The organism is Cohnella sp. WQ 127256 (genome assembly GCF_024519285.1).
In the GTDB taxonomy this organism is placed as follows: Bacteria; Bacillota; Bacilli; order Paenibacillales; family Paenibacillaceae; genus Cohnella.
Window position 1 is genome coordinate 166,186 of record NZ_JAMZCY010000006.1, and the last position, 12,955, is coordinate 179,140.

Annotated in this window: 9 protein-coding genes; 7 read left to right on the forward strand and 2 right to left on the reverse strand. The window is 48.8% G+C overall.

What is annotated here, in order from left to right; translation table 11 throughout:
- The first annotated feature begins 35 nt into the window (after nucleotides 1-35).
- The 5 genes from M1K58_RS19210 (at nucleotide 36) to M1K58_RS19230 (ending at nucleotide 8,550) form a co-directional block, all read left to right on the forward strand.
- Nucleotides 36-1,664 (forward strand): extracellular solute-binding protein, encoded by a 1,629-nt coding sequence (locus M1K58_RS19210; protein ID WP_256760492.1) that lies wholly within the window; start codon nucleotides 36-38, stop codon nucleotides 1,662-1,664.
- An 81-nt stretch (nucleotides 1,665-1,745) separates the two neighbouring features.
- A complete protein-coding gene (locus tag M1K58_RS19215; protein WP_256760493.1) occupies nucleotides 1,746-4,460 on the forward strand; it encodes a glycoside hydrolase family 38 N-terminal domain-containing protein in 2,715 nt (904 codons plus the stop codon).
- 25 nt (nucleotides 4,461-4,485) lie between these two features.
- Nucleotides 4,486-6,729, forward strand: a complete 2,244-nt coding sequence (locus tag M1K58_RS19220; protein ID WP_256760494.1) for a glycoside hydrolase family 2 protein — start codon at nucleotides 4,486-4,488, stop codon at nucleotides 6,727-6,729.
- 125 nt (nucleotides 6,730-6,854) lie between these two features.
- On the forward strand, nucleotides 6,855-7,601 hold the full coding sequence (locus M1K58_RS19225) for a phytanoyl-CoA dioxygenase family protein (protein WP_306220588.1): 747 nt from the start codon (nucleotides 6,855-6,857) through the stop codon (nucleotides 7,599-7,601).
- Nucleotides 7,602-7,659: 58 nt separating this feature from the next.
- On the forward strand, nucleotides 7,660-8,550 hold the full coding sequence (locus tag M1K58_RS19230; protein ID WP_256760496.1) for a helix-turn-helix transcriptional regulator: 891 nt from the start codon (nucleotides 7,660-7,662) through the stop codon (nucleotides 8,548-8,550).
- On the opposite strand, the gene M1K58_RS19235 is transcribed toward M1K58_RS19230, so the two are convergent.
- Together M1K58_RS19235 and M1K58_RS19240 are read right to left on the reverse strand one after the other, a co-directional pair.
- The gene (locus M1K58_RS19235; protein ID WP_256760497.1) at nucleotides 8,537-8,992 is read right to left on the reverse strand and encodes an AraC family transcriptional regulator; all 456 of its coding nucleotides are present in this window, start codon (nucleotides 8,990-8,992) and stop codon (nucleotides 8,537-8,539) included. The two genes, M1K58_RS19230 and M1K58_RS19235, sit on opposite strands and share 14 nt — an antisense overlap.
- Before the next feature lie 240 nt (nucleotides 8,993-9,232).
- The gene (locus M1K58_RS19240; RefSeq protein WP_256760498.1) at nucleotides 9,233-11,356 is read right to left on the reverse strand and encodes a DNA topoisomerase III; all 2,124 of its coding nucleotides are present in this window, start codon (nucleotides 11,354-11,356) and stop codon (nucleotides 9,233-9,235) included.
- 151 nt (nucleotides 11,357-11,507) lie between these two features.
- Between M1K58_RS19240 and M1K58_RS19245 the strand changes: the two genes are divergently transcribed.
- Both M1K58_RS19245 and M1K58_RS19250 read left to right on the forward strand, forming a co-directional pair.
- On the forward strand, nucleotides 11,508-12,290 hold the full coding sequence (locus M1K58_RS19245) for an alpha/beta fold hydrolase (RefSeq protein WP_256760499.1): 783 nt from the start codon (nucleotides 11,508-11,510) through the stop codon (nucleotides 12,288-12,290).
- Nucleotides 12,291-12,322: 32 nt separating this feature from the next.
- On the forward strand, nucleotides 12,323-12,940 hold the full coding sequence (locus tag M1K58_RS19250) for an HAD family hydrolase (RefSeq protein ID WP_256760500.1): 618 nt from the start codon (nucleotides 12,323-12,325) through the stop codon (nucleotides 12,938-12,940).
- The last annotated feature ends 15 nt before the right edge of the window (nucleotides 12,941-12,955 follow it).

Here is a 12,955-nt window from a genome sequence, read left to right on the forward strand (position 1 = left end):
TAGATGTTATTATAAAAAAAATGGAGGGTTCAATTTTGAAGATCAAAGTGATGAGAAGTACAGCGCTAGTGTTATTCATGGTTATGTTGATGAGTATGTTGGCAGCGTGTGCGCAAAAAAACGATAAGAGCAACGCGACCCATGCAAATGCTCCAACAGAAAGCGCACAATCAGAAGCTCCTGAAGCAAGCAAGCCTGCACCAGACCCCGTTGAGTTGAATTTCATGCTATGGGGGGATAAACCGGCGGGAATGGATGATGTGCTGGCAGAATTCGAGAAGAGAACCAAAGACACGCTGAATATGAAGATCAATATTTCATGGACGCCAATGGCTGACTTCTTCAATAAAGTGAAGTTGAAGCTGACGGCTGGCGAAGAAGTGGATGCTGTCTTTGATGCCCCTTGGGCTACAATGATTAACAATATCAATCAAGATCTATATCTGGAATTAGACAAATATTTCTTGAATGACGAATATCCGGGATTAAAGCAGGCTTTCGGACAAGAGTATGTCAATAACAACAAGTTTAATGAAAAGCTTTATGGGATTCCTTTCACGCAAGGTTATAAAGAAATTAATGGCTTCTTTATTCGCAAAGACTTAAGAGAAAAGTACGGAATGGGTCAGATATCGAGTCTAAGCGAGCTGGAGCAATACTTTGATCATGTCCTAAAGAATGAGTCAGGAATGATTCCGTTAGCCGATGATGGGAACGCTTTAAGATGGAATTACGGCCTGAATGACGAGAACGACTATTTCCTTGCAAAGTCCAATAAGTTCATGATCGGACTGACAGGCAGCATACAGGCACAATGTGAAATGAGTGGAGACTTGAAGGAATGCGTTACTATGGAGCTGCCCGGAGATAGACAAGAGCAATTAGAGGGAATTCCATATGATACTGTAGAGATTTCGACACGTTGGAAGGGTACAGGCTACTTCGAGAAGGATCTGTTGACACAGCAAAATGCAGCCTCTATGTTCTCTGCTGGGAAGTCCGGAGCCCTGGCGCATGGCATCTCTCAATTTGCGACCCTTAAAGATCAGCTTGCTAAAGCAGTGCCCGGTGCGCAATTAGAGTTTTTCTCCTCCGGTGATTCACAGCGCGCTTTACAGCCTCGTGCAATGAAAACAGACTTCAAAGCGTTCAACTTTATTAGCATTCCGGTAACCTCCAAGAAAGCGGATTCGGTTATGAAGTTCTTTGATTGGTTGTTCTCAGATAAGGCCAATCATGATTTGTTCGAACGCGGGATAGAGGGCGTCGATTGGATTGCGGAAGGGGATGCTCTGTTCAAATATCCAGAAAGCGGTCCAAGATATGTGTTCCCAGGCTATCAAATGACTTGGAATCCGAATTCGATCCGTAATTTGGCAGGAATGGATGAACAGGTATACCAGCTTCTCGATTATTCCATGAATGTGGATAGCTACTATCAAACGCCGCTCGCGGGCTTTACCTTCGATACCGAGCCTGTTAAATCGGAAATAGCTAAAGTAGCTCCAGTTATGGATCAAATCGGTCAAATCTATGCTTCGGGTGCTTTCCAAGATACATTCAAGAAAGCCCACGATTTAAACCAGAAAGCGCGCAAGCTTGGGTTAGATAAGATTCGTGAAGAGGCAACCAAGCAGATTAATGCGTATTTGGCAGCTAAGTAAGACTCGCATCCCTATTCAAATTATAAGCAGGATCGACAATGCATTAACCAGTCGATCCTGTTTTTATAGGAGGACAATCGGTTGAACAAAACCTATCATTTTATTTCGCATACGCATTGGGACAGGGAATGGTATCTCACGTTCGAGAAGTTTCGATATCGGTTGGTTAATCTGATTGATCGGTTACTGGATTTGCTCGACCGGGATCCAGAGTTCAAATATTTTCACTTGGACGGCCAGACGATCGTGCTGGAGGATTATGCCGCATTGCGCCCGAACAACACTGAACGGCTAGAGCGTTACATTCGGGAGGGTAGAATTTTAATCGGTCCCTGGTTTCAACAAAACGATCTTTACTTAACGAGCGGGGAATCAACGGTACGCAATTTAATAGAGGGGATCGGACGTTCACGACAGCTCGGAGGCGAGATGAAAATTGGATATTTGCCGGATCATTTCGGCCTTATTGGGCAAATGCCGCAAATTTTCTACGGAGTTGGGTTGGATCGGGTGATATTCGGGAGGGGGTATGATCTCAAGAGACATGCCAGCCCTTATTTCCATTGGCAGTCTCCAGACGGCTCTAATGTGACCGGAATTCTGATGGCTCACTGGTACAATAATGCACAGCGTCTACCGAATGAAGAAACCCGGTTATTCGAATTGTTCGATGTGATCCGGGAACGGGAGGAGAAGGCGATTGACTCTCCGCATTATGCCATGATGAACGGAGTCGATCACCTGGAGGCTCAGTACGATCTTACCGAAGTGCTGGGGAAGCTGAGAAAGCGTTATGGCGATGAAATCCATATTGTGCATGATACTTTGCCCCAATATGCCGAAGCTGTCCGTCAGCATATGATTGAGCAACCATCCGGTTCATTCGAAACCGTAGTTGGCGAACTGAGGGAAGGACTCGAGCATGAAATACTCGCCGGAACTCTGTCGAGTCGGATCTATATTAAGCAGGAGAACATGGCATGCCACGATTTGATCGAGAAGTGGATGGAGCCCTTGTCAGTATGGTGCGCTATGCTTGGATTGGATGCTTATGAGTCGGATACGATGCGCTATGTTTGGAAGCTCTATATGGAGAATCATCCTCACGATTCGATATGTGGCTGCAGCCAAGATGCCGTTCATGATCATATGATGGACCGTTATGTACGCGTACGCGAATTGGCGGAGGAGGTCATCGACCGTAAGATGACCGTGCTTGCCCGTCAGGTGGGAGCATCGTTGTTCGACAATCAGGATCAAAAGCTGTTTGTTGCGAACACATCACAGCTCGCCGCGTCACCCGTAATTCAAACGGCTATTTATTTTATGGAGAGCGATCAGGTGAAAGCTTTCGTGATCTTGGACGGAGAAGGACGCGAAATTCCCTATCGCGTATTGTCCTCTCAGCCTACGCGTTATTACGTCACTAGCCCGATTAACTTGCCGGGGGATCTGAAGCTTAGACGGTACGACATCGAATGGCAGCCGGAGGTGCCGAAGCTTGGCTACGCTACTTTTCGGGTTTGCCCGTCTGAATCTGTTATCGGGGGGATTATGGATCAGGTGATGGATAAACATGCCGTCGTACTGGAGAATGAGCATATTCGTGTCGAAGTGCAGTCGGACGGTTCGTTCCATCTCTCTGATAAAGCGAGCGGCGTGACTCATCGCAATCAAGGACGCTTTCAGGACGACGGCGACCGCGGCTATCTCTACGTGTTCAAGCGGACGGAAGGAAAGCGGCAAAGCGAAGTGTGGAGCGGCGAAGTCGTCATGGAAACGGCTATATCCAATGAGCTCTACGAGGAATGCTCTTATCGCTTCACTTGGGAATTGCCGGAACACTTGAACGAAGATCGCATGACGAGAAGCGATTCTGTCGTGCCTTGCACGTTTGAAGTTCGGTTAAGGCTGGAGAAGGGCGCGCGGCAGGTGAATATGCATGTCGAGATGAACAATCTAGCGAAGGATCACCGGATTAGGGTGCTGTTCCCTTGCGAAACCGCTGCGGATGAAGTGTGGGCTGGAGGTCAGTTCGATATCGTCAAACGTTCATGGGATCAGGGGATGGAATGGCAGCCAGATGCGAATGCTCAACCTTTCTGGAAATGGTTTGCGCCCGTTAGCAAAGGTTGCGGCGTCGCAGTTTTCGCCAAAGGGATTCATGAATACGAAATGACTAAAGAAGGACGACAGGCGGAAGTTACGCTGCTGCGCGGAGTTGAAAATATCAATATCAGAGAAGCGATACATTTAGAACAGGATTTACAGCCCAAGGGCCAATGTCTGGGTAATCATTCCTATTCTCTAGCTATACGTCCTTTCGCATCCACTGAGGGAGATTATTCGCATCAGGCAACGCTGCTCTATCAAGAGGCCGAATTGTTCCATCAAGGCTTGCAGACAAAGCTGTTTGCCATGGACGAGCGGAGATGGAATGAAGGGAGAGCATGGGTGCAAGCTTCCATGCATACCGGCGTATTCAAGGAAGCAGATCCAAATGAACATAAGGACAAGCTCCCTCTCGGTCAAACCCTGTTATCGATAGATGGGGAAGTGATGCTCTCGGCGGTGAAGGAGGCAGAGGATCGTGATGGCTTCGTGCTGCGCTTATTCAATGCAAGCGATGTAACGGATTCAGCAAAGCTCCGTTTGCCGGTGCCGATCAGGAGAGCTTCTCTGACGAACTTATTGGAGGAGCCCTGCCAGCCTATCGTTTCGGATCGGGATTCCTTAACAATTGAGGTGGGACCTCGCCGAATTGAAACGGTTCGCTTGAACGTATCTAGGGATTAAAGAATAGAAAGGCGAGGTCATATTAATGTCTCAGTCGCTAAGAAAGAAAGAGCTAGAATGGACAGTCGGCTGGAGCCGGTCGAGCGATATGCATCCAGACAAAATGGTGCCGGCGATCGTACCCGGGGCCGTGCAATTGGACTGGGCGCGGGCGGAAGGCTGGGGCGATCACGGGTATGTCGATCATTTGGAGCAGTATGCGTGGATGGAGGATTGCTTCTGGACGTATTCCGCGATTCTGTCTTTGCCGGAATTAGAAGCCCGGGAGCGTCTCTATTTCGTATGCAAGGGGGTCGACTATCGCTTTAAGGTCCTGCTGAACGGGGACATTCTGCACGAGCAGGAAGGGATGTTCACACCGTTTGAGATCGATTTGACGGGTTTAGCGGTGGAAGGCGACGAGCTTCGGATCGTCGTTTTCCCGGCGCCCAAGCGAGAGGGAGCGTCGCCCGGGCGCGAGCAAGCTGATCAATCCTGTAAGCCGGCCGTAAGCTACGGCTGGGATTGGCACCCGCGGCTCGTGCCGCTCGGCATCTGGGACGACACTTATTTGGAGACGAGAGCCGCGTCCCATATTGAATCTTTCGAGACATTCTATCGGTTGTCGTCGGATTTACAATTGGCGGAGATCGACATGGCCGTGCAACTGTCCGAATTGCCGTATGAGGAAGGCGTTCTTCGGTGGACTTTAACGGATCGACACGGAGCGGTCGTGGCTTCCAAAGAGATCGCACCGGGGGAGCGAACGTTACGGATTCGCACGGAACTTGTAAAGCCGGAATTATGGTGGCCGGCCGAACACGGCGATCCGGTCTTGTACGAATCGGCCGTAGAGTGGACTGAGGGCGGGCGTCGGAACGACCGGAAGCGGCAGGCTGTCGGTTTCCGAACCGTAAGGCTAGTCATGCATCCTGGGGCTTGGCAAGAGCCGTCCCAATTTCCTAAGAGTCGCAGCAATCCTCCCATTATGCTCGAAGTAAACGGAAGGGAGATTTTCTGCAAAGGCTCTAACTGGGTCAATCCCGAGATTTTCCCGGGGACGATTCGGGAGCAAACTTACGGAAGTTTGCTGAAGTTGACCAAAGACGCGAATATGAATCTCCTGCGCTCCTGGGGAGGTGGGATTATTAATAAGGACGTCTTCTTCCAGCTTTGCGACGAGATGGGTTTGATGGTCTGGCAGGAGTTCCCGCTGGCCTGCAACAATTACGTCGGTACGGATGCGTATTTGCAGGTGTTGGATCAGGAATCCAAATCCATTATTCACAGATTGCGTTCCCATTGCTCTGTTGTGATGTGGTGCGGGGGAAACGAGTTGTTCAATAGCTGGTCGGGGATGACGGATCAATCGTTGGCCTTGCGACTGTTAAACAAAAATTGTTACGAATTGGATCCGCAGCGACCGTTTTTAATGACCTCTCCGTTAATGGGGATGGCTCATGGACACTACAAATTCCGGGACGATTCAGGAGAAGAGGTTTATCAATGGATGGCCCGTGCGAACAACACGGCGTATACGGAGTTTGGAGTGCCGGGACCTTCGTCTGCCGAGTATATTCGGCAGTTTATTCCCGAATCCGAACTTTTCCCGCCGCGGCCCGGCACGGCGTGGGAGACCCATCATGCTTTCGGGGCTTGGCTATCCGACGATTGGTTGAACCTGGGGACGATCGAGCATTATTTCGGACCTTGCGAATCGTTGGAGCAACTTGTGGAGCGGGGGCAATGGCTGCAGGCTGAGGGCTACAAAGCGATCTACGAGGAAGCCCGAAGACAGAAGCCGAAATGCTCCATGGCGTTGAATTGGTGCTTTAACGAGCCATGGCCTACTGCGGCAAATAACAGCCTCGTCAATTGGCCTGCGGAACCGAAGCCCGCCTATGAAGCGGTGAAAGCTTCCTGCCGACCGGTGCTGGCCAGCGCGAGAATCGAGAAGTTCGCATGGACGGAGGGAGAGATGTTCGCTCCCGAACTGTGGGTTCTTAACGATTGTTACGAGGATCTGCTTGGCGGGACGGTAGAGGCGGTTCTGAATTTCGGACCGGGAGAAGACGAAGTACCACTGCTGGAATGGAACTTCGCGGCGTTGGAGCCTAACGCGAACCGTTGCGGACCCATCGTTAGGTACGTGCTTCCGCATAGAACGGCCGAGTATATGACTTTGAAACTTCGGATACGGGGCAGGGAGGAGTGGGATTCCTTATATACGTTGCAATATACACCTTCTCTATCCTCCGAGGAATCACGGGCGCGATTGCTCAATATGTAACGGCCGCACAACTTCGCAAATCCGAAATAAAGTCAACTTTTTCCGAAACGAAGATGAGCTTTGATTGTTGCGTGTTCTCTATAATTAAAACATGATGGTTTATGAAAAAGGAGAGAGATGCGGGTATGGCCGGAAATGAGACATTGACAAGCGAGCAGATTCAAGGATACAAAGAGAATGGGTATGCGCTCTATCGGAATCCGTTATTCAGCTCGGACAAAATGCAAAAATTAACGGATATTTTCGAGGAACAATGGGCAATGGTCGGCCGCAAGCTGAACAGCGAGCTAGATACGCCGCATTTTCGCGACGAAAGGCTACTGGAGTTCCTGCTAGCTGACGAAGTGCTCGATCTGGTAGAGCCAATCATCGGCCCGAATATTGGGCTGTGGTCCAGCCATTTCATCAGCAAGGAGCCCCTGACGGGAAAGCAGACGCCTTGGCACGAGGATTCCGCCTATTGGGAGGGGCGACTGTCTCGCTACGACAAAATTGTAACGGTGTGGCTGGCGATCGATAGAAGCAACAAGGAGAACGGCTGCATGCGGGTCATTCCCGGCACCCACCTGAACGGCTTCTCGGAATACGAGAGTGTGGACGAGGGTCGAAATATTTTTCCGACGGAAATCAAAAGAAGCAAGATCGATGAATCGAAGGCGGTCTACTTCGAGCTTGAACCCGGCGAATGCTCGCTGCACGACTCGCGGATTATCCACGGCGCGCCGCCGAACGAGAGCCCTCATCGCCGATGCGGTTATACGATGCGGTATTTCTCCACGGAGGCCAAGGTAATCCCGGAGAACAATCAAGGCTTTAAGATTTGGTTGGCAAGAGGTAAGGACTTGGCGGGCAATACTTTCGTGAACGCATAGATTTCTTGTCGAGAACGCCAAAGCGATAGATTGGTATAGTGGGAAGGGGAATACGTGCTTGAAAAACCAAGACATACCCGAAAGGCTGTTTAATGACCAGTATATGGATCCATTGTCCTCCTTTCGGATGTATCAGCATTCCTTGGACCGGCCGATCGGTACGCACTGGCATCAATTTTACGAGTTGGCGCTCGTCGTTTCCGGAACGGGAATTCATAGGATAAACGGAGCTCCGCTCCGGATGGAGCGTGGGCACGTTTTTCTGTTAACCCCTGCCGACTTTCATCAGATCGCTCCCGATCCGGGACAGACATTGCGGCTATATAATCTAATCTTCACGGAAAGAATGATCTCCGATAAGCTTGCCGGACATCTGTTCGAACGAGGCAACGCGTATCTCTACCAGTATGAACAGAGGGAATACGCGGAGGCCGAGCGGGAATTCGAACGTATTCTAAGCGAGTCCGCGGACTGGCGGGAGAACGGCGACATTATCGTTCAAGGCTGCATCGAGCGATTGCTGGTCGATCTGTCCCGCAGTTGTCCGCCAACGGAGAAGGAAGTAGCGGTACTCCCTGTTCATCCGTCTATCCGTAAGGCACTCGTTTATTTGCAGCATCATTTCCGCAACCCTCTCTTATTAGAAGACGTTGCTCGTCTAGCCGGATTATCCGCTAATTATTTTAGCGAGAGCTTCGGTAAACAGACCGGGCTCACATTCCAAGCCTACGTGCGTGACATGAGGCTGCAGTTCGCCAAATCGCTGGTTAGCGCAACCGATCTTCCGGTCACGGAAATCTGCTACGCGTCAGGGTTTAACACATTAGCCTATTTCGAGAGGGCATTTAAAGCCCGTTATCGGGTCTCCCCCGGAAATTTCAGGCGCTTGGAGGCCAATTCAGCGGGTCGTTTGCACGCCAAAGATCCTGGTAAAATTATAACGGTTTAATAGGAACACATATTTCACACAAATCATTGTTAATCATTTCACCAATGTATCGTTCTAAAATCGGTTTGCGGTCAATTTGGTATCCGCTGGACTGTAAGTATGGAAAAATCTCGCTCCATGTTTTTTGAATTTCTTCGGCAGTATGTTTGATCTTGCAAACCACATACAATCCACCAAGAAGCTCACTTTGGCACATGGAATCATTAACTAAATAATCCTTTGGAATGACGATACATGCATCATATCTACAGTTCTCTGGCAGAGTTGTTTCAGGGTTGTCTTGTGGAACTCCGAGTAGAATCGCCGATTCAGTAAGTAGATTTTCCCCCGCAGCCCATTTCTTTAACATCTCCATTGCGCGAGAGTTGTTAGGACCATACGGACCGACTTGTCGCACGTATGCAATGCGATAATCTGGTATAGCTTCAACTTTAATATCCATAGTTTTATTCCTTTCTCTAATAGAATTGTATTCATCTGGAATGTTATCAGGGTATAAAAATATATTCACTATATTTCTTTAAAATTTATAAGTTTTCCCAGATCATCTTGATTACTACACCTGGGATGAGATGCGAAAAACAAGAAAAGTGCTAGTACAGGAAAATCCTCTGTACTAGCACTTTTATGTTTGTGGATGAACTCCGCAGAATAGGAGGAGGTAGCCTAAGCTTTACCTTAACTATTTTTTCTTCTCCATAGCGGCCTTGAGTAAATCTCCAAGATTGGAGCCAACGGATTCTTGCGTCTTGCCGTATTGTTGGACAAGCTTCTGTTGTTCGCGCTTATTAATGTGTTTGTTATCCTTATTCACCATCTCCGTGATGCCGCAGGGTAAACATTGCACGTACTTTCCAGCCTTGCCTTCTTTCATCTCCATTTTCTTATGACACTGGGCACAACGACGATTGGAAAGCTGCTTCTCGTCGGAACGACGGTAGCCACAATCCTCACTTGGACAGATAAGCATGAGTCCACGCTTAGACTTTTTCTCCAGTAATCGTGTGCCGCAGTCTGGGCAATGACTGCTGGATACGTTATGAGGAACATAGGAAGCATCGCTCTTCTTGACGCCGGAAACAAGTCCCTGAGTCATCTCGCGAATCCCATTTAGGAAGGGCTCTGGCTTGCCTTGACCGCGTGCGATTCGTTCCAATTCCGCTTCCCAACGAGCCGTTAGCTCTGGTGATCGTAAGTCTGCGGGAGCAAGCTCGATCAGCTGTTTACCTTTGCCTGTTGGGTGAAGCAGATTTCCCTGCCGCTCAATTGTATCCGAATTAACGAGCTTCTCGATGATGTCTGCGCGAGTCGCCGGTGTCCCGAGTCCGTGCTTCTCCATTTGTGTTAGAAGAGCGGCTTCGGTGTATCTTTTTGGAGGTAGTGTTCGTCCTCCTTGAATTCGGCAATGCTTCACAGTGAGGGATTCACCTTCGCGTAGCTCGGGCAATACTGCTGAGCTCCCCTCTGCATCGTCCTCGTTCTCGTCATCCTCCATAGATTGTGCATCATAGACAACACGCCAGCCGCTATCTTTGATCGTCGTGCCTTTGGCGAATAAGGATTCACCAGCCATGCTTACGGTAACGTCAACCTGATCAAACCGAGCTGGAGCATAGAACAAGCTTATGAACCGTCTTACAATTAAGTCATATAACTTGCGTTCTTCCGTGCTGAGTAGGTTCAGATGCACGGCTTGCTCTGTTGGGATAATCGCATGGTGGTCGGTTACTTTGCTATCGTCGACAATTCGCTTACTTAGTGGCAATGCTCCTCGCAGTAGAGGTCTTGCGAGCGGAGCATAGGGGCCAACCGCTATACTTGATAGCCGTTCCTTCAATGTGTCTGTCATATCCGAAGTCAAATAGCGGGAATCCGTCCGCGGATAAGTGACCAGCTTATGCTGTTCATAGAGCTTCTGTAGTACATTGGAGGTCTGTTTTGCCGAAAATCCGAGCTGGCGGTTAGCATCCCGTTGGAGCTCGGTTAGATCGTAAGCGAGAGGATGCGGTACAGTTTTCTCGCTTTTCTTGAGTTTAGTAATATTACCGGTACGTCCAGTAAGCTTCTCTTGCAGCTCCTTCGCCTTCGTCGCATCGAATATCCTCGAATCCCCATTCGTACCTCTCCATATCGCTTCGAATTTACCCATATCGATACGTAGGACGCTGTATTCCTCGGAGCGGAACGAGATAATTTCATTTTCTCGCGTCATGATCATGCCAAGGCTTGGTGTCTGGACGCGTCCGGCGGATAACGGAGATCCGAATTTGCAGGTTAGGGCACGCGTTACATTGAGTCCGATCATCCAGTCTGCTTCAGCGCGACAGCGAGCCGATTGGTACAGGCGGTCGAATTGGCTACCCGGCTTCAGTGAAGCGAAGCCTTCCTTAATCGCTTTGTCGGTCTGGGAGGAAATCCACAGCCGCTGAAACGATTTCTTCCATTTCACTTTGTCGATAATCCATCTGGCTAGTAGTTCGCCTTCACGGGCAGCGTCAGTCGCCACAATTAATTCGCCGATATCCTGCCGCTGCATAAGGGCTTGTACGGCTTTAAACTGGTGGCTGCTTTCCCGTAATACTTTGAGTTTCATCTGTCCGGGTAGAATCGGTAAATCCTCAAGCGACCACGACCCAAGCTTCGCATCGTAATCTTCAGGCTCGGCCAACCCTACGAGATGACCCAGAGCCCAGGTGACGACATACTTAGGCCCTTCGATGAAGCTTTTATTCTTATTGTGGCTCCCCATCACGCGTGCAATTTCCCGTGCTACTGATGGCTTTTCTGCCAAGATTAATGTTTTCATGAGCGTATTAGAACACTCCTTTCTCTACTAATTATACTAACATGAAATGCAACGGAATCCGATTGTACAAACAATGAATAGGCAATCACCTATGTTCCCCTCGGTGAGTATCTTATTGTGAGTAGCATTCTATTTAAACGGAGGAATCGGCGTGGGATACTTTGTAACAGTGGAACAAGGTGTGAAAATATATGTAGAGGATATAAATCCGGAGGGAACTAAAACAATCTTATTTATACATGGCTGGCCATTAAACCATAAGCAGTTTGAATATCAATTTAATGTTCTACCGGCGATGGGATACAGATGTATAGGCATTGACTGGAGGGGCTATGGTAATTCAGATAAACCCTTTAGTGGCTACAGCTTTGACAGATTGGCGGATGATATCCGTGCAGTAGTAGAGGCTTTACAGTTGAAAAACTTCACACTAGCAGGACACTCGACAGGAGGAGCGATCTCGATTCGATATATGGGCCGACATCAGGGGCTAGGTGTATCCAGACTTGTCCTTATTGATGCCGCTTCTCCGTCTAGTGTTCCAGCAGAAACTGCAAATATGTTCATCACAGGGACACTTAATGATCGTCCAAAAATGTTGCAGGGAGTAACGGATCTCTTCTTCTTCCAGCATATTACGGAGCCCTTCTCGGACTGGTTCTTTCAGCTAGGCTTACAAGCTGCTAGCTGGTCTACTGCGGCCATTATGGTTTCACTAAGGGATGAGAATGTTTACAACGATCTTGGCAAAATACACGTGCCTACACTCATCATTCACGGAATTCATGATCAGATTGTTCCGTTTGCCAAAGCTCAGGAAACCCATAAGCTAATCCCAAATTCACAGCTAGTTCCCTTTCAATATAGTGGTCATGGTCCTTTCTGGGAAGAGCGTGACAAGCTTAACCAGCTACTGGTACAATTTAGTGGCTGAGTCCGAGTTCGAAAAGGGAGGGATTCTTTCTTTTGTATACATGCATCATATTCGACGTAGACGGAACAATTATTAACACGGAAAAAGCAGTCATAGGCTCTCTGCAAAAAACACTGAAAGAAGTGACTGGCCGGGAATATGGACATGACGAGCTCACCTTCGTGTTAGGTGTACCCGGATCGACCGCGCTCCCTATGCTGGGCATTCATAATGTGGACGAGATAAATGACAAATGGAATGGTTATATGAAAGAATATTATGGGGATATTCACATTTATGAGGGAATCGACTCCGTTCTGAAGACGTTAAACGAGGCGAAGATGATGACGGGTATTGTCACCTCCAAAACGAATCAGGAGCTAGAGGAGGATTTCGTTCCTTTTGGTCTAATGGATCTTTTGCCATTTCGGGTTACCGCTGATGATACGCTGAAGCATAAGCCAAATCCGGAGCCAATACTGAAATTTCTTGAACTATCCGGCGCGAATAAATCCGAGGCCATCTATATCGGAGACACGGTTTACGATAGGGATTGTGCAGCGGCTGCTGGTGTGGACTTCGCTTTGGCAGCATGGGGAGCGCATTCACCGGACGAGATCGAGGCACGCTACAAATTTAATGAGCCGGTCGATATCTTGAAATTGCTTTAGGCCGAAGACATAGGT